The organism is Bradyrhizobium sp. USDA 4473 (genome assembly GCF_054063335.1).
The window spans coordinates 585,662-604,088 of the sequence record NZ_JBSSGE010000001.1 but is presented as its reverse complement, the minus strand read 5'-3'; the positions used below and the strand labels follow the sequence as shown (position 1 = coordinate 604,088).

General features: G+C 62.5%; 18 protein-coding genes. 13 read left to right on the top strand and 5 right to left on the bottom strand.

The window, feature by feature from the left end; all coding sequences use genetic code 11:
* Nucleotides 1-102: 102 nt before the first annotated feature.
* Together ACVW17_RS02870 and ACVW17_RS02865 are read left to right on the top strand one after the other, a co-directional pair.
* Nucleotides 103-1,182, top strand: coding sequence for an AI-2E family transporter (locus ACVW17_RS02870; protein WP_456750369.1), 1,080 nt, complete (start codon nt 103-105; stop codon nt 1,180-1,182).
* A complete protein-coding gene (locus ACVW17_RS02865) occupies nt 1,182-1,619 on the top strand; it encodes an ion channel (RefSeq protein ID WP_456750368.1) in 438 nt (145 codons plus the stop codon). The genes ACVW17_RS02870 and ACVW17_RS02865 overlap by 1 nt, the downstream gene beginning before the upstream one ends.
* A gap of 8 nt (nt 1,620-1,627) precedes the next feature.
* Here the strand turns inward: ACVW17_RS02865 and ACVW17_RS02860 are convergent, their stop codons facing one another.
* On the bottom strand, nt 1,628-2,296 hold the full coding sequence (locus ACVW17_RS02860) for a helix-turn-helix domain-containing protein (RefSeq protein WP_456750367.1): 669 nt from the start codon (nt 2,294-2,296) through the stop codon (nt 1,628-1,630).
* Between the two features lie 249 nt (nt 2,297-2,545).
* Here ACVW17_RS02860 and ACVW17_RS02855 point away from each other — a divergent pair, with 249 nt between their 5' ends.
* The 3 genes from ACVW17_RS02855 (at nt 2,546) to ACVW17_RS02845 (ending at nt 5,686) form a co-directional block, all read left to right on the top strand.
* On the top strand, nt 2,546-4,390 hold the full coding sequence (locus ACVW17_RS02855) for a sensor histidine kinase (RefSeq protein WP_456750366.1): 1,845 nt from the start codon (nt 2,546-2,548) through the stop codon (nt 4,388-4,390).
* A gap of 119 nt (nt 4,391-4,509) precedes the next feature.
* A complete protein-coding gene (locus ACVW17_RS02850) occupies nt 4,510-5,142 on the top strand; it encodes a response regulator transcription factor (protein ID WP_456750365.1) in 633 nt (210 codons plus the stop codon).
* Between the two features lie 169 nt (nt 5,143-5,311).
* Nucleotides 5,312-5,686, top strand: a complete 375-nt coding sequence (locus tag ACVW17_RS02845; protein ID WP_456750364.1) for a response regulator transcription factor — start codon at nt 5,312-5,314, stop codon at nt 5,684-5,686.
* Between the two features lie 15 nt (nt 5,687-5,701).
* Here ACVW17_RS02845 and ACVW17_RS02840 read toward each other — a convergent pair whose 3' ends face one another.
* Nucleotides 5,702-6,265 carry an invasion associated locus B family protein gene (locus tag ACVW17_RS02840; protein ID WP_456796767.1) on the bottom strand — a complete coding sequence of 188 codons (564 nt, stop codon included), beginning with the start codon at nt 6,263-6,265 and terminating at the stop codon, nt 5,702-5,704.
* A 46-nt stretch (nt 6,266-6,311) separates the two neighbouring features.
* Entirely contained in the window at nt 6,312-7,199 is an 888-nt protein-coding gene (locus tag ACVW17_RS02835; RefSeq protein ID WP_456750362.1) for an alpha/beta hydrolase family protein, read from the bottom strand.
* Between the two features lie 297 nt (nt 7,200-7,496).
* On the opposite strand from ACVW17_RS02835, the gene ACVW17_RS02830 reads away from it, so the two are divergent.
* On the top strand, nt 7,497-10,247 hold the full coding sequence (locus ACVW17_RS02830) for a decarboxylase (protein WP_456750361.1): 2,751 nt from the start codon (nt 7,497-7,499) through the stop codon (nt 10,245-10,247).
* A gap of 29 nt (nt 10,248-10,276) precedes the next feature.
* A complete protein-coding gene (locus ACVW17_RS02825) occupies nt 10,277-10,711 on the top strand; it encodes a hypothetical protein (RefSeq protein WP_456750360.1) in 435 nt (144 codons plus the stop codon).
* Between the two features lie 42 nt (nt 10,712-10,753).
* On the opposite strand, the gene ppk2 is transcribed toward ACVW17_RS02825, so the two are convergent.
* Together ppk2 and ACVW17_RS02815 are read right to left on the bottom strand one after the other, a co-directional pair.
* Entirely contained in the window at nt 10,754-11,554 is an 801-nt protein-coding gene (gene ppk2 / locus ACVW17_RS02820) for a polyphosphate kinase 2 (RefSeq protein WP_456750359.1), read from the bottom strand.
* A 23-nt stretch (nt 11,555-11,577) separates the two neighbouring features.
* Entirely contained in the window at nt 11,578-12,033 is a 456-nt protein-coding gene (locus tag ACVW17_RS02815; protein ID WP_456750358.1) for a hypothetical protein, read from the bottom strand.
* Nucleotides 12,034-12,209: 176 nt separating this feature from the next.
* Here ACVW17_RS02815 and ACVW17_RS02810 point away from each other — a divergent pair, with 176 nt between their 5' ends.
* From ACVW17_RS02810 to ACVW17_RS02785, 6 genes are all read left to right on the top strand, one after another.
* On the top strand, nt 12,210-12,638 hold the full coding sequence (locus ACVW17_RS02810) for a hypothetical protein (RefSeq protein WP_456798926.1): 429 nt from the start codon (nt 12,210-12,212) through the stop codon (nt 12,636-12,638).
* Nucleotides 12,623-13,855, top strand: coding sequence for an HlyD family secretion protein (locus ACVW17_RS02805; RefSeq protein WP_456756309.1), 1,233 nt, complete (start codon nt 12,623-12,625; stop codon nt 13,853-13,855). Before ACVW17_RS02810 ends, ACVW17_RS02805 begins: the two co-directional genes overlap by 16 nt.
* A gap of 24 nt (nt 13,856-13,879) precedes the next feature.
* Nucleotides 13,880-14,293 (top strand): hypothetical protein, encoded by a 414-nt coding sequence (locus ACVW17_RS02800; protein WP_456750357.1) that lies wholly within the window; start codon nt 13,880-13,882, stop codon nt 14,291-14,293.
* Nucleotides 14,294-14,368: 75 nt separating this feature from the next.
* Nucleotides 14,369-15,694, top strand: a complete 1,326-nt coding sequence (locus ACVW17_RS02795) for a TAXI family TRAP transporter solute-binding subunit (RefSeq protein WP_456756308.1) — start codon at nt 14,369-14,371, stop codon at nt 15,692-15,694.
* Nucleotides 15,695-15,780: 86 nt separating this feature from the next.
* The gene (locus ACVW17_RS02790; RefSeq protein ID WP_456750356.1) at nt 15,781-17,484 is read left to right on the top strand and encodes a DUF3300 domain-containing protein; all 1,704 of its coding nucleotides are present in this window, start codon (nt 15,781-15,783) and stop codon (nt 17,482-17,484) included.
* Complete coding sequence (locus ACVW17_RS02785; protein WP_456750355.1) at nt 17,481-18,407, top strand: DUF2950 domain-containing protein; 927 nt, start codon at nt 17,481-17,483, stop codon at nt 18,405-18,407. The genes ACVW17_RS02790 and ACVW17_RS02785 overlap by 4 nt, the downstream gene beginning before the upstream one ends.
* Nucleotides 18,408-18,427: the final 20 nt, after the last annotated feature.

The following is an 18,427-nucleotide window of genomic DNA, read 5'->3' as shown; positions in this document are numbered from 1 at the left end:
CAGCCTGGGGCGAGCCGGCGCTTGATCTGGATCAAGCCGTGCGTTCCAGGGCGATGGCACCGATTCCTGCGTGCCTGCTGACGCTCAATCGAAAGCACGCCCTTGAAAACCCTTCGCCAGCTCGTGGCCGGAGACGAGTTCATTCAGCTCGCAATTCGCCTCGGATTGCTGGCGCTGTTAATCGCCTGGTCGTTCGTTCTGGTTCGGCCGTTCGTGCCGATCCTGGCCTGGAGCGTGGTGCTGGCGGTCGCGCTCCATCCCGTCTTCAATTGGCTTTTGGGCATGCTCGGCGGCCGCGCCGGCATCGCGGCTCTCGTCTTGACCTTGGCCTCGCTGGGCGTCGTCATCGGGCCGGCGACCTGGCTGGGGATTGGAGCCGTCGAGGGGGTGAGGGAGCTCGCCGGGCAATTGAGCGCCGGCAACGTGGTTGTGCCGTCGCCGCCGCCGGAGGTGAAGGATTGGCCGCTGGTCGGCGGGCCGCTCTATGAGGTCTGGGATCGGGCGTCGACCAATCTGCGCGCCGTGCTGCGCGAGGTCGTTCCGCATCTGAAGCCGTTAGGCGGGACCTTGTTTGCGTTTGCGAGCAATGCCGGGGTTGGGATGCTGAAGTTTCTGCTGGCGGTCGTGCTCGCAGGGTTTCTGTTTCCGCATGGCTTGCAGCTTGCCGCGGTGTGCCGAAGCTTCCTGTCCCGCATCGTGCCGGAACAGAGCGAGCACTTCCTCGGCCTTGCAGGCACAACCATTCGGGCGGTCTCCCGGGGCGTCATTGGCATCGCCGTTCTGCAGTCCCTGCTGGCCGGCATCGGCTTCAAGCTGGCTGGAATTCCGAGTGCGGGGCTCGTGGCGTTTGTCGTGATGCTGCTGGCGATCGTGCAGGTCGGGGCCGCGATCGTGCTCGTTCCAATTATCATCTGGCTCTGGTCGGCCAAGGACTTCACGACGGCGCTTGCGTTGACGTTGTTCTTCCTGGTTGTCGGTGTCCTCGACAATGTGCTGAAGCCGCTGGTGATGGGGCGGGGCCTGACCACACCGGCACCCGTCATCCTCGTCGGGGTGATCGGCGGCACACTGGCCCATGGCATGGTCGGCCTGTTCATAGGTCCAATCATTCTCGCGGTCGCCTGGGAGTTGGTCACGGCGTGGATACGGGACGATCGCGCGCGGCTGCTGGGAGAGCGATGATGTTGCTTCAGCTCCTCGTAGGATCGGCGGTCAGTGCGATCAACATCGTGATCCATTCGCTGTGGACTGTTGCGGCCATCGGGTGGCTTCGCAACATCGGCTTGACTACGTCCGGCCGGGCGTGGCTAGAACTCAGCGGCGTGATGGTCGCAACCGCGCTTGCGCTGATGCTGGCTCACACGCTTGAGATCGTGGTCTGGACTTTGGCCTACTGGCTGCTCGGCGCAGCATCCGGCGGCAGCAATCTGCTCTATTTCGCTTTCGTGAATTACACCACGCTCGGCTATGGCGACATCACCCCGGTCAAGCAGTGGCTGCTGGTCGGGCCGATGGCGGCCATGAATGGCATCCTGATGTTCGGCTGGTCGACGGCGGTCCTGTTCGAAGTGCTGCAAAAGACCATCGAACGCCAGGGGATGCTCGCGAAATCCTCGTAACGCCGCGCTCAGTTGTCCAGCCTGGCCAGCTGGTCACGGTCGACCAGCATGATTTCGCGCTGGTTCGAGCCGAGGAAGTCGAGTGCTCCATAGCTGTGCAACTTGGACAGCGCACGCGATACCGTCTCGAGGGTGAGCCCGAGGTAATCGGCGATATCGCGCCGGCACATCGGCAAGGCGACGACGCCGACCCCGGTCAGCCGGCGATCCATTTCGAGCAGGAACGCGGCGACCCGCTCCAACGCGGTTTTGCGGCCGAGCAGCAGCATGTGATCCTCGGCGTGCCGCAGGTTGCTGGTGGTCATGATCAGCAGGTTGCGAGCCAGGGCGAAATCGGAATCAGCCACCCGTTCGAGGCTGGTCCGCCTGATCAGGCGCACATCAGTGTCGACGATGGCCTCGGCCGTGAACCGGTGTGTTTCGGCATTCTCTAGGCCGAAAATGTCTCCGACGAGGTGAAAGGCGCCGATCTGACGGCGTCCGTCGGACAGGAGCTTGTAGCTACGGACTGCCCCTGAAACGACCTGGTAGACGTACTCCGCCGGCTCCTTCTCTCCGTAGATCTCGGTGCCTTTCCGGTAATGGAATTCGCTGGTGATGCAGTTGGTATGCTGGGCGGTCAGCCCGCCGAGGATGCTCGGTATATTGGCCGGTCTGACATTGACGCGAGCGAACATGGACCAACTCTCTTGGATAACGACTGTTGCAGCGTCCGTGGCGGCTCGAAATGCTTGTCCGCGCGCAATCTCTACGACAGGGCCCGGTCAGTCTCTATTGGTCCTGAGGGCATTGTCCCAAAGGACAGGGTGCGCGAAATGCGGCAATTTGTTCGTAATTGATGCGCACCGTCTTAGATTACTTTTCAATTTTCACGACGATAACCGGGTGCTAGGTTTTCAACTTGTTGGTCTCCGGCTCCGAACGCCATGGGCAGTGCAATTCGGCTCTCTGGACTGATCATCCTGCTGGCTGTGTTGTTGGCGCCGGCTGGTCTGCGGGCGCAACAGATGCGCCCCCATTCCATGCTGGTGCTGGACCAGTCCGATCGGCGTGGGCCGTTCTATTACCAGGTGTTCGTTGGGCTGAGGGACGCTGTGAGCGCCCACGGTCACGCGCCGACCACCGTCTACACCGAGAGCCTCGACCTCAATCGCTTCGGCGGTGAAGCCTATCAGGAGGATTTCCGGCGGTTTCTCGAGGCGAAGTATCGCGATCGGCCGATCGGCGTCGTGGTTACGGTTGGGGCGGCTGCGCTGGAGCTTGCACTCCGCTGGCGCCCGCAGCTTTGGCCCGACACGCCAATCGTGTTCGCACTGGTCGAAGAGGCCGATTTCAAGCGATTGCGTCCGCCGGCCTATGTCACCGGCGGGATCGTGACCTCGAAGCTCAGGGACGCCGTCACCGTCGCCCGCGCCGTGGTGCCAGGTCTCAGGTCTGTGGTGTTTATTGGTGCGGAATGGGATAGGCAGGTTCTATTCCGGAATTGGAAGGACGAGGCTACGGCTGGCATTCCGGGTCTCGACATCATCGAGATTGTCGGCCATCCGATGTCTGACGTCGTTGAGCGCGTCAAGGCGCTCCCCGATCATAGCGCGATCATCTACACGGGCCTCTATAGCGACGGCAAAGGCAATTACTATCCGCCCTCGGACGCCCTCGCGTTTGTCGCGGCAAGAGCAAATCGGCCGATCATCGTTGCGTCGGAAACTTTCCTCGACGCCGGCGGCATCGGCGGATTCACCATTGTCCCCTCGCTGATCGGCGCCGAGGCGGCGCGGCGGTCGCTGCGAATTCTGGATGGCGAGGCGCCGGAAAGCCTGCCCCCGTCGGTGGTCGATGCCGTGAAGCCGATCTTCAACTGGCGGCAGATGCAGCGCTGGAATGTCAGCGAAGCGAAGCTGCCGAAAGGCAGCGAAATTCGCTTTCGTGAGCCGACCTTCCTGGAAAAATACCGCTGGCGGGCGATCGCCCTTACCACGGCGCTCGTGGTTCAAACCACACTGATTGCATTCCTGCTGCACGAGCGGTTCATGCGGCGCAAGGCCGAGGTCGAATCCCGCAATCGTCTGTCTGACCTTGCCCATATCAACCGACAGGCGACTGCGGGAGAACTCTCGTCCTCGATTGCCCATGAGCTGAACCAGCCGCTGGGCTCGATCCTGACCAATGCCGAGAGCGCGGAGTTGATCCTGGCCTCGCCAGCTCCCGACCTCCATGAGGTGCGGGAGATCATTTCCGACATCAAGCGCGACGATCTCCGTGCAAGCGAGGTGATCCGCAGGATGCGCAGCCTGCTGAAGCGTGCGCCATTTGAGAAAAAGGAGATCGATCTCAACCAAATCATGCGGGAAGCGTTTGACTTCCTCAAGCTGCAGGCGTCCGCGCGCAACGTCGCAATCTATTTGCAGGCCTCACCGCAGACTCTGCCGGTGAAAGGTGATCCGGTGCAGCTGCAGCAGGTGATCCTCAACCTTGTGGTCAATAGCATGGATGCGATGGCCAAAATGCCCTACGGACGCACGATCATCGGCCGGACCGAGGTCAACGGCGATGCGTCGGCGGTGATTTCGATCTGCGATTCCGGTCCTGGAATTCCGCAGGACAGCCTGAACGATATTTTCGATCCGTTTTTCACCACGAAGGAGCAGGGGATGGGCATCGGCCTGTCCATCGCACGGACGATCGTTCTGGCGCATAGCGGCCAGCTCTGGGCTGAGAATCAGTCCGGCGGAGGAGCGGTATTTCACCTCTCGCTGCCACTGGCGGCTTAGCGCGTTTGGGTCTTGCTTGCCGAAACGTAAGGTCGGATTTACGACGAACGCAGCATTTTTCAGATTGCCGCTGATCATCATTCTACAGATAGCGGCGATCATCCGGCGGTGGAGCGATAATGCACGCTTACGTGCACATAGTCGACGACGACCCCTCGTTTCGCGCAGCTCTTGAGCGCCGGCTGAAGCTCGCAGGCTATTGCGTTGCCACATATGCATCGGCGCGGGAGTTGCTCGATCGATCGCCCGACGACGAGAAGACCGGCTGTATCCTGCTCGACGTCCGCATTCCCGGAATCAGTGGCCCGGAGTTGCAGCGTCGTTTGAACGAGCTGGGGTCGACGCTTCCGATCGTATTCCTGACCGGACATGCCGACACCGCGACGACTGTCCAGGCCATCAAGGCCGGTGCCGAGGATTTCCTGACCAAGCCGATCGCCTCCGACCAGCTGATCGAGGCAATCAATCGTGCCGTCGCGCGGCATGAACGAGCCCTTGGCCAGCGAAACAGGCTCGATTCACTCCGCGCGCTGCTGGCGAAGCTGACCCCGCGCGAGCGGCAGGTGTTCGATCTGATCGTGTGCGGCCGGATCAACAAGCAGGTTGCGCACGAGCTTGGCACCACCGAACGCACGATCAAAGCGCATCGTCACCAGGTCATGGAGAAGATGCAGGTGCAGTCACTCGCCGAGCTGGTTTCGATCGCGGAGCGGCTCGGCACGCGCGCATCCGGTGATGAAATCAAGGCTTGATCCACCGGGAGCTCTGCTCGTCCTGTCCCATGGTACAATATGAAAGCTCTGTGACGGAGCGTATCTCCGCCATTGGCTGCGACGATGTTGCACGCCGATAGCCGCTTGACATGTCCCTCGTCTACAGGCGGATGAAGGTCATTCAGCGATCAGGACGAGGCCTCAGGATTTGCCGACCGCGAAATTCGTCTTCGTCGTGGATGATAATCCCTCGATGCTCCGTGGGATCGGACGGCTTCTGCGGCAGTATGGATTTGCATCCAGGCTGTTTGAGACCGGGAGCGCCTTGCTGAGGGATGGCAGCTTTGAAAGCGTGGTGTGCCTGGTCCTGGACATCAATCTCAGCGATGGTTCCGGAATCGAGTTGCGCAATCGCCTCGCGGATCTGGGCATCGACGTCCCGGTCATCTACATCACCGGAAACGACAACCCGGCGACTCGCATGGCCGCGATGGCATCGGGATGCGTGGCCTATCTGACCAAGCCGTTCACCGCCGATTCGCTGATTCAGCCGATCGAGCGGCTGTTGGAAGGCGTCGCCTAGCGATTGCGGTCCCGATTATTCATCAATGGCCTGATCGAGCGTCAGCGCCGGGACGCCCTTGCGCACGGCCGCAAAGCGGTCAAGAGGCACCGAGGTCGTCATCGTCAGAATGCTGCTATCGACAACCTCGACTGAGAGCGCTTTCCCGCCATCCATGTCCTCGAGCAGCTTGGGATCGGCGACATCTGCCGCAATGCACATGTTAGTCACGCACCAGGTATAGGGCAGGCGATGAACGGCCTTCTGGTCGACCGATAGCTTGACCCCTGCCTGCAGATACATCCCGACCGGGAGGAAGAGCTGGACGCGGTCGCTGCCGTCCTCGCGTTCGACCAGATCGACGCGAACCGCGGTCTGGCCGGTAGCGAAGGTGCCGGTGATCGTCGTTCGGCACAATGTCTTGGCGCCGGCGGCGTTGAAGCAGAGCTTTCGCCACTCGCCATACTTGATGTCCCGGACCAGCGAGCGCGCCCCCCGCGGGGCTACCTCGCCGCCGTGCTTGACCGCGGCGGGCGGTGAAGGCGCCTGTTGGCCGTGGGCCGCACTGATGCCGGCCGCGAACAGCATCAACTTGGCCAAGACTTCATATCGGACCATGGATGCTCCTCCAGCGGGGCGTGATTACCTAGCGAACGTTGCCCAGAAATCGTTCGACCAATGGCGACCAGGTGGGAATGGAATCGGGAGAACCGATGAGGAAGTGCCCTTCGTCGCCGAACGGCGGCAACAGATGGTACTCGGCACGGCCGCCAGCGGTGGTGAAGGCCTCGTGCATTCGTTTCGATAGAACCGGCCCGAAGAACGTGTCGTTCTGGATGTAGAGCCACAGCATCGGCACCCGCGAGGTGTGCCCGAACGCGCCCGTCGCTTCGACCAGTTTGTCGGGATTGCAATTGTTGTTAGGCTTGCCATCGACACGGCCGCCCCGGCCTGCCGCGAAGGTAATGATGGCCTTGACTTGGGGTGGATTGAGGCTCGACAGCGCGATCGCCGCCCAGCCGCCGGCCGATTGTCCGACCACGATGACGTCTTTCGGCACGATGCGCTGCTCGGCCGCTAAATAGTCGATGATCCAGAGATCGACCTGCGCGACGGCGAGGCCCGGATCGAGGAAATTCGGATTAGTGCATTTGCCGATCTTGGAGAAGAACGGGCCGTAAATCCCGCGTTCGGGAATATCGATCGCTGCCGCGCCATAGCCGGTCCCGACCGGCGCTACCACGAGATAGCCGCGCCGTGCGAACCACATCGCGGCATCGCGGAATTCGACCAGCGGGAAGAAGCTGCGATCCCTGGGTTTGAGCGAGACGCCATGGTTCATGATGACCAGCGGCAACGGGCCGTCGCCGACCGGACGAACCAGATAAGCGAACATCGGCAGTGGAAGCGGCAACACCCAGATCTCTTCCTGGAGGCGCTCGGGCGAGCCCTTGTCGTCGACGCGCGCAGGTGAGGTCAGGCCGAGCAGTAGAAGCGCACAGATTGTGAAGGCCCGTAAGCGGTGCTGACGCATGCAACCTCATCCAACGGTCATCGAGCTGGGCACGACAGCAGCCACGTCACCGACCGCGAGGCCTTGATCTGAATCAACGCGTATCGGCTTCGTCGGCGCAACCGCATGCAGTCACTGCGGCTTTATACGGCGGGCTTGAATGTCGATCCGGGGGAAGGCGAGTGGGTGCGCTAGTTTCCGCCGGCGAACTAGCTCGTTAACCGGCCCGATTGGGCTGCGGTTTGACTTGGATCAAAGAGGACGATGATCGCGGTTCTTACGATTGGACAGCACCAGCGCTAAGATCGGGAGACAATAATGGCAAACGAGGCGAAGCCGGCACAGCAGCGCATCGACCAGTTCTTCTCGGGACCCGGCGGGCGAGCCGACAATTGGCGCGATCTCGTCGAGGCGGCCAAGATGTGGAGCAGCGGTGGCGACCTTGCGGCATATGAGGCCGCGCTGTCGGCGCTTGCGGTGACGGAGGAATTTCACGGCTACCCGGGCTTGCGTTTGATGGCCGCGCTGAAGGAAGCCGCGGTAGCAGGCGACGCCGCTACCTCGCATATGCTCGTGGCGCGGATCGCCCAAGCGCTTCAGACCAAATCCTTCCGCCAGCACGCCAGCGACTGGAGCACGCAGGATGAGGGCAATGGCGATGTTCCCGATCTTCTCCCGCCGACTCTCGGACTATCGGCGGCGCGCCGTCCCTACTTCGAAACGTTGATCGTGACCGGTGTGCCGGCCGGAAACTGGCCGGGGCTCCTGTCGGAGTGGCGCAAGCTGCGGCGTCCGGTCGACGCCTTCATCTATGAGCCTGTCGTGGTGGGCAATCTCGAGGACGCCTTCTGTGCGGCCATGCTCAACCCCAATATTGCGGCGGTCGTGATCAACGAAGGCTTTGGACTGCGCTCGCGACACGATGCGCCTGTGCTTCGTGCCATGACTGGCGCCATGGGCCTCAACGACGAGTCGGATGCGTCCGCACTGCGGCTCGCCCATATCCTGAAGCGGGTCCGTCCCGAGCTTGACCTCTACCTCATGTCCAATCGCGACGTCGAGGAGCTGGCAGGCAATCCCGAGGCCGACGTTGTGCGCCGAGTGTTCTACTCGGTCGAGGACATTCTCGAACTGCATCTTTCAATTCTGGAAGGCGTGCAGGACCGCTTCGACACGCCGTTCTTCGACAATCTGAAAAAGTACGCGCAGCGGCCGATCGGTACCTTCCACGCGCTGCCGATCGCGCGCGGCAAGTCCGTGTTCAAGTCGGACTGGATCCGCGACATGGGGGAATTCTACGGGCTGAACCTGTTCCTAGCGGAGAGTAGCGCTACCACCGGCGGCCTCGACAGCATGCTCGAGCCGACCGGCAACATCAAGAAGGCGCAAGAGAAGGCCGCGCGTGCCCTCGGCGCCGACCGCGTCTACTTCGTAACCAACGGCACCTCGACATCGAACAAGATGGCGGTGCAGGCACTGCTCGGCCCCGGCGACATCGCGATCGTCGATCGCAACTGCCACAAGTCGCACCACTACGGCATGGTGCTGGCCGGCGCGCAGCCGCTCTATGTCGAGGCATTTCCGATGACGGAATACTCGATGTACGGCGCGGTGCCGCTGAACACGATCAAGCAGGCGCTTCTGAACGCCAAGGCCGATGGCCGCCTCGACCGGGTCAAAATGATCGACCTGACCAATTGCACGTTCGACGGTCACATCTACAACACGCGGCGGGTAATGGAGGAATGCCTCGCCATCAAGCCGGACCTGATCTTCCTGTGGGACGAGGCCTGGTTCGGCTTCGCGCGGTTCTCACCGTTCCTGCGGCGGCGAACCGCGATGGGGGCGGCAAACCAGATCGAGGCCTGGATCCGCGATCCCAAATCGGTCGCCGCCTACGAGAAGCAGCAGGCCGAGCTCGGCAAGAACCCTTCCGATGAGGTTCTGCTCAAGACCAGATTGATCCCCGATCCGCGCAAAATCCGACTGCGGGTCTATCAGACCAACTCGACGCACAAGTCGATGTCGGCGATCCGGCAGGGCTCGATGCTGGCCGTCAAGGACATCGAATTCCAAACCGTCGAGGCGCAGTTCAAGGAGGCGGTATTCACCCACGCCTCGACCAGTCCGAACCAGCAGCTGATCGCGAGCCTCGACGTCTCGCGCCGGCAGATGGAACTCGAGGGCTATGGACTGGTCGCTAATGCCATGGAGATCGCGTTCGCGATCCGCAATGCGGTCAACACCAACCCGCTGATCTCCCGGTATTTCCGCGTGCTCGGCGCCGATGCCATGGTGCCGAAGCAATATCGCCAGAGCGGGTTCACGGATTATCTGGCTGATGGCACGAACTGGGCGAGCGCGCTGAAGAGCTTGAACGACGACGAGTTCTGTCTCGATCCGACCCGCATGACGCTGGTCTGCGGCACGGCCGGGTACGACGGTACGCAGTTCAAGGGACTGCTCGCTAGCCGCTATAACATCCAGGTCAACAAAACCTCGCGCAACTCGGTCCTGATCCAGTCCAACATCAACAACACGCGGAGCGATGTCGCGCATCTCGTCCGGGTGCTGGCAGAAATTGCCGGTGAGATCGATCGCGGGCTCGCCAAGGCCGGCGCGACCGCCAGGGTCGATTTCGACATGCGTGTCAACAGCCTGATGAAGGACGTGCCCGACCTGCCGAACTTCTCGCATTTCCACGCCGCCTATCGCAGCGACGCCGGCACCAAGACAAACGAGGGCGACATCCGCGGCGGGTTCTACTCGGCCTATGACGCCGCGGGATGCGAATATATTCGCCTGAACGATCCCGAGATCGACCGGCGTCTGAAGGATGGGCCCGATCTCGTCTCGGCGAATTTTGTCATCCCCTATCCGCCTGGCTTCCCGATTATGGTGCCCGGCCAGGTGATCACACAGGAAACCATCGATTTCATGCGCAAGCTGGATGTGAAGGAGATCCATGGCTACGACGCGGCCGAGGGCTTGAAGCTCGTGACGGCCGAGGCGCTCGCCAGGAAAGGCAGGCCGAAGACGGCAGCGCCGAAGCTGAAGGCTGCTTCATAGTATTCGACACAACAGGTCCTGGAGGGAACATGAGGAAGGCGGGTTTGATCGGAGCTCTTGCTGCACTGGCGATCGGCGTGGCCGGATTCAGCGCGCCATCGTTGGCTGAAACCGGCTCGGTGGCTGTCATCTTCACCAAGGGTGGTTTCATCGTCGGCGTCGGAGGCGGCGAGGGCGTCCTAACGCTGCGCGGCAAGCATTATCCGTTCACGGTGTCGGGTATGAGCGTCGGCTTCACGATCGGTGCTTCGACCACCAAGCTTGTCGGGCGTGCCATCAACCTCAGGGGACCCGCCTCGATCGAAGGCTCCTACAGCGTCGCAGGCGCCGGCGGAGCAATTGCCGCGGGCGCCGGTGGGGTGCAACTGCAAAACGCTAACGGCGTGATCCTGCAGCTCAGCGGCCCGAAGGTCGGCGCCGAGGTCTCGGCCGCTGTGGGCGGCGTTTCCATCCGCTTGAAGTAGGTTCGAGAGACCCAGGTCGCACGCTCGCCGCGGCCTGGCCTTTCAGTAGCGCTCCTCGACGAACTTCATCCCGCGGAGACCGGCCTGATCATTGTAGCGGCCCTTGGTTGAGCGCTTGGGCAGCTTGACCTTGTCGCGCTTGATCCGTCCGTGGGGAATGTTCTTCAGCAGGAACGAGATGCAGTTCAGCCGTGCCCGCCGCTTGTCGTCGGATCGGATCACGTTCCAGGGCGCGTGCTTCGAGCTCGTGGCCTTGAACATCAGGTCGCGCGCGCGCGAGTAATCGTACCAGCGCCGGTAGGATTCCGTGTCCATCGGGCTCAGTTTCCACTGCCGCATCGGATCGTCGATCCGCGCCCGAAAGCGCCGTTCCTGCTCGTCCATCCCGACTTCGAGCCACAGCTTGATCAGGATGATGCCGCCCTCGATGATGTATTGCTCCATCTGCGGACAAAGCGACAGAAACCGCTTGTGCTCCTCCGGCGTGCAGAACCCCATCACATATTCGACGCCGGCGCGGTTGTACCAGCTGCGATCGAAGATCACGATTTCCCCGCCAGCCGGAAAATGCTGCATGTAGCGCTGGATGAACAGCTGGGACTTCTCGCGATCGGACGGGGCGGGGAGGGCGACCACGCGAAACACACGCGGGCTGACCTTCTCGGTGAGGGCCTTGATCGTTCCGCCCTTGCCAGCAGCGTCGCGTCCCTCGAACAGGATGATGACCCTGAGCTTGTTCGCCTGCACCCAATCCTGGAGACGGCAGAGCTCGACCTGTAGCTTCTGCAGCTCTTCTTCATAATCCTTGCGCTTCATCTTATCGGCGGGTTTGTCTTTCGCCATGGATACCCCGTCTATCGTTTGAGCTAGTCGCCCCAGGCAATGACGATGCCGATGTCGCCAGGCATGCCGCCGGGGTAATCGACGACCTGATAGAGGATGCGGTAGCCGCGCGGCTGCAGGTAGTCGGACCAGAGCTGGTATATCTCCCTGGGTATACCTGTCAGCGTCTTCTCCCAGCCGGCCTCCATCTGATTGATGGCCCGCCCCTTGTCGGTGCACAGCGAGTTCGGGAAACGATAGACCTGAACTTCGCTCAAGCCGTTGCGCACCGCGCGCTGAATCACCGTCGACGCCAGCTTGACCTTCTCGTCCTCGGTGAGCCCGGAGGGCTTGCTGAGCCGCTCGATCAAGGCGAGTTTCTCAGCTTCGATGGCGGCCGCACGCTTCGCATGCTCCTCGGCCTTTTCGGCTTCCTTGGACGCGGCCTGCTTCTGGATCTCGTGCGCGTTCGGGATCAGGTCATCGATCTTGTCTCGCATGGCTGGGGACTCCTAAGGCCCGATCTTCCACCTTGCGCTTCAAAGGTAGGGACCAGCCAACCGCCATCCTTGATCCAGATCAAATCGGGGCGATAGGAGGGCACCCAATGTCGTTCGAGGGTCGCGGCGATTTGATCGCCGCAGGGAGGCTTGGCTTGAGCGAACAGATGCATCCGCTGGCTCCGCACCATCTGCCGTTCTTCATGCCCGGCGCCGACGGCTCGGACACCCTGACGGTCGTGATGGGCATTTTCCTTGTCGGCACGGTCCTATGGGTTGGCACCCTCTACTGGAAGCTGCACAGTTTGCCGGAGCGCATGGCGCACAAGTCCCAGAAGCTTCAGTTCGAGATCGTCGGCGTTCTCGGCCTGATTTCGCTTTTCACCCATATGCATATCTTCTGGGTCGCCGGCCTGCTGCTGGCGCTCATCGACCTGCCGGATTTCGGCACGCCGATCCGCAGCATAGCCGACTCCGTCGAGCGCATTGCCGACGCCGCACCGGGCACGCCCGCTGCCGAAGCCGAGGCCGAGGTACCCGGCGGCAAGCTCCGACGTCCAGGCCGCGGCGAAGCTGGAGGTGCTCAACCATGCTTGAGCTCATGATCTGCTCGCTGGTGACGATCCTGCCGGATTACCTCTACCGTCGCTATCGGCAGGGCAAGCGGTTCGGCAAGGAGATCACGTTCTTCTCCGTCTGGTACGAACTTCGGTGGGGTATCACCGGCTGCCTGATGCTCACGATCTCCCTGATCACGATGATCTTCTACTTCCATCCCTCGACCACCAACGCAGCGATCTATTTCAGGACCGTGCCGATCTTGCCTGAGGGTTCCGGCCGTGTCGTCGAAGTCAACGTCGACTTCACCGCGGCGGTGAAGAAGGGAGACGTTCTGTTCCGGCTCGACAGTTCGAAGCAAGAGGCTGCACTCGAGACCGCCAAGCGAAAGATCGCCGAAGTGGATGCGTCGTTGATCGCGGCGCAGGCCGACGTCGTGAAGGCGGACGCTCAGATCGGCGAGGCGAAAGCCTCCCTGCAGCAGGCCAAGGACGAACTGGACGTGAAGAGCGATTTGCAGCGCCGCAATCCCGGCATCGTGCCGCAACGTGACATCGAGAAGCTGCAGGTTCTGGTTGATCAGCGGCAAGCCGGCGTCGATGCCGCCAGCGCGGCCAAGGAGTCGGCGACATTGCGCATCTCCACACTGCTGCCGGCCGAGAAGGCGAGCGCCGAGGCCGCGCGCGCACAGGCGCAGGTCGATCTCGACAAGACCTTCGTCCGTGCCGGCGTTGACGGCCGCGTCGAGCAATTCCTCGTTCGTCCCGGAGATCTCGTCGCCCAGATCATGCGGCCGGCCGGAGTCATGATACCCGAGGAAGCAGGTCGCAACAGGCTGCAGGCGGGGTTCGGGCAGATCGAGGCCCAGGTGATGAAACCCGGTATGGTCGCGGAAGCCACTTGCATGTCGAAGCCCTGGGTTATCATTCCGCTGGTCGTCACCAGCGTGCAAGATTTCATCGCCACGGGCCAGTTTCGGGCCAGCGAGCTGTTGATCGACCCGAAGAATCTGGACCAGCCGGGTTCGATCCTCGTGTTCCTCGAGCCGCTCTACAAGAACGGCCTCGACGGCGTGACGCCGGGCAGCACTTGCATCGTCAATGCCTACACGAGCAACCACGACCAGATTGCCGATCCGAAAACCGGCGCGTTGAAGGGCTTCGCCCTGCACGCCGTCGATGCGACAGCCCTCGTTCATGCATTGCTTCTTCGGATCCAGGCTCTGCTGCTGCCGATCAAGACGCTAGTGCTCAGTGGTCACTGACGGGCGAGAACAGGGAGACGCCGGATGAAGCCGGGCCGCAAGCTTCGCGCAATCGTGGCGACGGGCATGACCTTCGCAGTGCCAGATCATGCGCTGGCGTTCGATCTTACAGGGGCCTGGGCGACGAGTGCGGCCCAATGCGGGAAGGTGTTCGTCCGCAAGGGCAGGGCGAACCAACTGACCTTCTCGAACTTTTCGGGCGTGTATGGCGGAGGATTCATCGCCGAGGCTGATCGCCTCAGGGGCAAGTTCGAGAACTGCAAGATCAAATCGCGCAAGGACGACGGCCAGAACATCAACATCATCGTCGGCTGCGCGTCTGGAATCATGGTATCGAATGTGCAGTTCTTCCTGAAGGCTGTCGACGACGATACGATCACGCGCCAGTTCCCGGGCATCGAGGGGATGGAGGTCAACTATCACCGGTGCAAGTTCTAGAAACGTCCGGCCCCCGCACCGACTCAGTCTATAAGACCGTTGTTGGCTGACACCGAACCGATGGGGTGGTGCGACATGGATCCGAGCAGGTTGCCGAGGTCATTGCGCATCGCCCTTGTGGTTGGGCTTGTTCTTTTGGCAGCCGGCGCCGGCCTCCTTGGCTATCGCTGGTATGAGCAGCCGACCACCCTGACGATCGCGGTGGGGTCGCTGGATGGCGAAGCGGGCAGGCTGGTGTCGGCGATCGCTGCAAAATTCGCACAGTCGAAAGCGCCTGTTCGACTCAGCCTGGTCCAGACCCCGGGACCGCTCGAATCCGCCGCAGCCTTCGCGTCCGGAAAGGTCGACCTTGCCGTCGTCCGCGGCGATGTCGGTGATCTCTCGCAGGCTCAGGCCGTCATCGTGTTGGCGCACGCCACCGTGCTGATGGTCGCGCCGCCCGGCGCGTCGATGTCCGATGTGGCGGAGCTTAAGCGCACCACGATCGGCGTGATCGGGGCCGAGGCCAGTCAGAAGCTGATCAAGGTGCTGACCGATGAGTACGACCTGACGCGCGCGGGCGTGACGTTCAAGCCGCTGGCCCCCGCGGACGCGCGCCGGGCGCTCGAGACCAAGGAGGTGCGGGCGATCCTGCTCGTGATGCCTTTGACCGAGAAATACCTCGCGCTGCTGCGCAATTTCTTCCCGCACACCGGGAAAGCCGGCCCGGTCATGATCGCGATCGAGTCCGCGGGTGCGATCGCCGAAAAGGAGCGCGCTTATGAGAGCTTCGATGTACCGAAGGGAACCCTGCGCGGCTCGCCGCCGATTCCTGCTGACGATCTGACAACACTACGGACGTCGTTCTATCTGGTGGCGCAGAAGAAGCTCGGTAACGACGTGATCGGCGACCTCACGCAGTCGATCATGAATGCGCGGCGGGACTTGCTTGCCGAACTGCCGGCGCTTTCCCAAATCGCCACGCCCGATACCGACGCGGGTGCGTACATCCCCGTGCATCCCGGGGCGGCCGCGGTCTACGAGGGGACCAGGGAGAGTTTTCTCGACCAATGGGGCAACGCGATCTTCCTGGCGCCGATGATCGCAGGCGCCCTTGCGTCTGTGCTCGCGGCGGCGTGGAAATTTCTCCACTCGAGCGAGACACCGAGCCGGAAGGAGGCGCTCGACGCACTTTATGCATTGGCGGCCCGGATTCGGGTCGCTGGGCAGGAAGCGGAACTGACAGAGATCGAGCGCGAAATCGACCAGGTATTGCGGACGCAGCGCGAGGAGCCGGTCGCTGACGACAACGCCGAGCGCACAGTGACGGCGGTCAACGTTGCCGCTCACCGGCTCGAGAACCTGATCCACGATCGCCGCATCCACCTCGCGTCGCAGCAGCCGGGCCAGATCGGAAGCTGAGCGGACGACATTTTCCTTGATCTCGATCAAAGAGGGCGCATGGCCGTGGCCGATGGTGTCGACCGTTGGTGTCGATGGAGGTCGCGATGGTCCGTTGGGGCAAGACTTTGATCGCGGTTGTGCTGGTCTCGATGACGTCAGTCGCCGCATTCGCGGAGACGGCTGACAAACCGACCGCCCAAACCAGTCAGCCCGTTCAGGCCAACCAGCCGGCCGCGGCGGCACAACCGGCCGACCAGCTGTTGAAGCCTGAACAGGTGGAAGCGCTGGTCGCACCCATCGCGCTCTATCCGGACTCGCTGCTGGCCAATGTGCTCGCGGCATCGACCTATCCGCTCGAGGTGGTGCAGGCCGATCGCTGGCTGAAGGAGCGCAAGAGCCTGAAAGGAGACGCGCTGAAGACCGAGGTCGACAAGCAGGCCTGGGACGACAGCGTCAAGGCACTCGCAAGCACCGCCGACGTGCTCGCGATGATGAGTGACAAGGTCGATTGGACCAAGAATCTCGGCGATGCCGTGCTGGCCCAGCAGGCCGACGTCATGGATGCGATCCAGCGGCTGCGCAGCAAGGCGCAGGCCAACAACAAGCTGGTGACGACCAAGCAGCAGAAGGTCAGCGTCCAGACCCAGGAGAACAAGCAGGTCATCGTCATCGAGCAGACCGATCCGAACACGATCTACGTTCCCTATTACGATCCGGCCACGGTCTATGGCACGTGGCCCTATGCGGCTTACCCGCCGTACTATTTTGGCTATCCGTCCTATATCGGGGCGGGAGTCGTCGCGGCAGGCCTCGCTTTCGGCGCCGGATGGGCGATCGGACGCTGGGGCAATTACTGGGGCGGCGGCTGCAACTGGGGCAATCGCAACGTCTATGTCAATCACCGGACCACCAACGTCGGAAATGGCTGGCAGCACAATCCCACGCATCGCCAGGGCGTTCGCTACAACAACAGCAACGTGCAGCGGCGCTTCGGCGGCAACAACAACCGGGCCGGTGTCAGCGACCGGATGAATTATCGTGGCCGCGACGGTCAACAGGTCCTCAATCCGGGCGGCGATCGCCAAGGTGCGGATCGTGCAGGTGACCGGGCGGGAGACCGCGCGGGTGATCGCGGCGGAGATCGTGCCGGCGATCGTGGAGGCAACCGCGCCGCCGATCGCGGCAGAGATGGCGACCGGGCCGGTGCGGGCGATCGCGCCAAGGGTGGCGACCGCGCGGGTGCGGGCAACAGGGGCGGTGGCGATCGCGCAAAGGCCGCCAACCGCGGCAATACGGGTAACCGCGCGGCGGCGGCTAATCGTGGCGGCGGCAATCGCGGTGGCGCGATGAATGTGTCATCCGGGCGGGCAGCCGCGGCGGCATCGGCGCGCGGGCGATCGAGTATGGCCAGCATGCCGCGCGGCGGCGGCGGCAGTTTCGCCGGCCGTGGTGGCGGTGGCTTCGGTGGAGGCGGCGGTGGCTTCCGCGGCGGAGGCGGAGGTGGTGGTTTCCGTGGTGGCGGCGGCGGTGGCCGACGTTCCGACATCGCGCTCAAGCACGACATCGAGCTGCTTGGGTATCTCGCCAACGGTCTCGGCTATTACCGCTTCAGCTATCTCGGCAGCAGCAAAGCCTATGTCGGCGTGATGGCGCAGGAGGTCGCGCAGGTCATGCCGGCGGCGGTGACACGCGGTGGCGATGGCTATCTCAGGGTCTATTACGACAAGCTCGGGATCAAGTTCCGCAGTTATCACGACTGGCAGGCGGCCGGCGCGAAGATTCCGTCCTCGTCGGAGGCATCACGATGACAAACTATTCGCGATTGAACCATATTGCTTCCATCAGCTTGGCTGCAGTCACGGCGCTTGCCGTGCTGCTGTCTCCGGCTCGTGCCCAGCAGGGCTTCCCCAACCCTGAAGCCGCGGCGTCTGCCCTAGCAGCCGCTGTCAAGGCAGGCACGAGCCGGGCCATGCTGAAAGTGCTGGGCCGCGACGCTACCGACATCATCGAGTCCGGCGACGATGTTGCCGACGCCAATGCGCGAGAGAGCTTTCTTTCAGCCTACGACGCGAGGCATTCGATCAAGGCCGAAGGCAACAAGAGGGCTATCCTGATTCTGGGTACGGACGATTTCCCGTTCCCGATCCCACTCGTCAACAACGCCGACGGCTGGAGTTTCGACGCCGATGCAGGTCGGCGCGAAATCCTCTACCGCAGGATCGGCCGCAACGAGCTGGCCGCGATCCAGACCTGCCTGGCCTATGTCGACGCGCAGAACGAATACGCCGAGAAGGATCGCGGGGACGGCGTCGGCGCCTATGCCCAGCGCATCGTCAGCAGGCCGGGTAAGACGGACGGATTGTTCTGGCGCGACGACAAGGATCCGAGCCCGCTCGGTGCGTTGGCGGCCCAGGCCGCGGCGGAAGGCTACAAGGTCGGCGAACAGCCCGAGCCTTACCACGGATACTACTATCGCATCCTGAAGGCCCAGGGCTCCGATGCCCCGGGCGGTGCGCTGAACTATGTTGTCAAGGGCAAGATGATCGGCGGCTTTGCCCTGGTGGCCTGGCCTGCCGAATACGGCAATTCCGGCGTTATGACCTTCCTGGTCAATCACGCAGGCACGGTCTACCAGAAGGATCTCGGCTCACGCACCGACTTCCTCGCCAAGCGCATGATCGTGTTCGATCCGGATCACACCTGGAAGAAAGTTGAGCCGACAAATCCTTGAGCAAAGAGGGGGCCGCAGCG

Bases quoted from the DNA above. Each gene is read 5' to 3' on its own strand.
- ACVW17_RS02825 (WP_456750360.1), top strand. From the start codon at position 10,277: ATGAGGAAGGCGGGTTTGATCGGAGCTCTTGCTGCACTGGCGATCGGC.
- ACVW17_RS02785 (WP_456750355.1), top strand. From the start codon at position 17,481: ATGACAAACTATTCGCGATTGAACCATATTGCTTCCATCAGCTTGGCT.
- ACVW17_RS02850 (WP_456750365.1), top strand. From the start codon at position 4,510: ATGCACGCTTACGTGCACATAGTCGACGACGACCCCTCGTTTCGCGCA.
- ACVW17_RS02830 (WP_456750361.1), top strand. From the start codon at position 7,497: ATGGCAAACGAGGCGAAGCCGGCACAGCAGCGCATCGACCAGTTCTTC.
- ACVW17_RS02805 (WP_456756309.1), top strand. From the start codon at position 12,623: ATGCTTGAGCTCATGATCTGCTCGCTGGTGACGATCCTGCCGGATTAC.
- ACVW17_RS02860 (WP_456750367.1), bottom strand. From the start codon at position 2,296: ATGTTCGCTCGCGTCAATGTCAGACCGGCCAATATACCGAGCATCCTC.
- ACVW17_RS02800 (WP_456750357.1), top strand. From the start codon at position 13,880: ATGAAGCCGGGCCGCAAGCTTCGCGCAATCGTGGCGACGGGCATGACC.
- ACVW17_RS02835 (WP_456750362.1), bottom strand. From the start codon at position 7,199: ATGCGTCAGCACCGCTTACGGGCCTTCACAATCTGTGCGCTTCTACTG.
- ACVW17_RS02795 (WP_456756308.1), top strand. From the start codon at position 14,369: ATGGATCCGAGCAGGTTGCCGAGGTCATTGCGCATCGCCCTTGTGGTT.
- ACVW17_RS02855 (WP_456750366.1), top strand. From the start codon at position 2,546: ATGGGCAGTGCAATTCGGCTCTCTGGACTGATCATCCTGCTGGCTGTG.
- ppk2 (WP_456750359.1), bottom strand. From the start codon at position 11,554: ATGGCGAAAGACAAACCCGCCGATAAGATGAAGCGCAAGGATTATGAA.
- ACVW17_RS02790 (WP_456750356.1), top strand. From the start codon at position 15,781: ATGGTCCGTTGGGGCAAGACTTTGATCGCGGTTGTGCTGGTCTCGATG.
- ACVW17_RS02815 (WP_456750358.1), bottom strand. From the start codon at position 12,033: ATGCGAGACAAGATCGATGACCTGATCCCGAACGCGCACGAGATCCAG.
- ACVW17_RS02865 (WP_456750368.1), top strand. From the start codon at position 1,182: ATGTTGCTTCAGCTCCTCGTAGGATCGGCGGTCAGTGCGATCAACATC.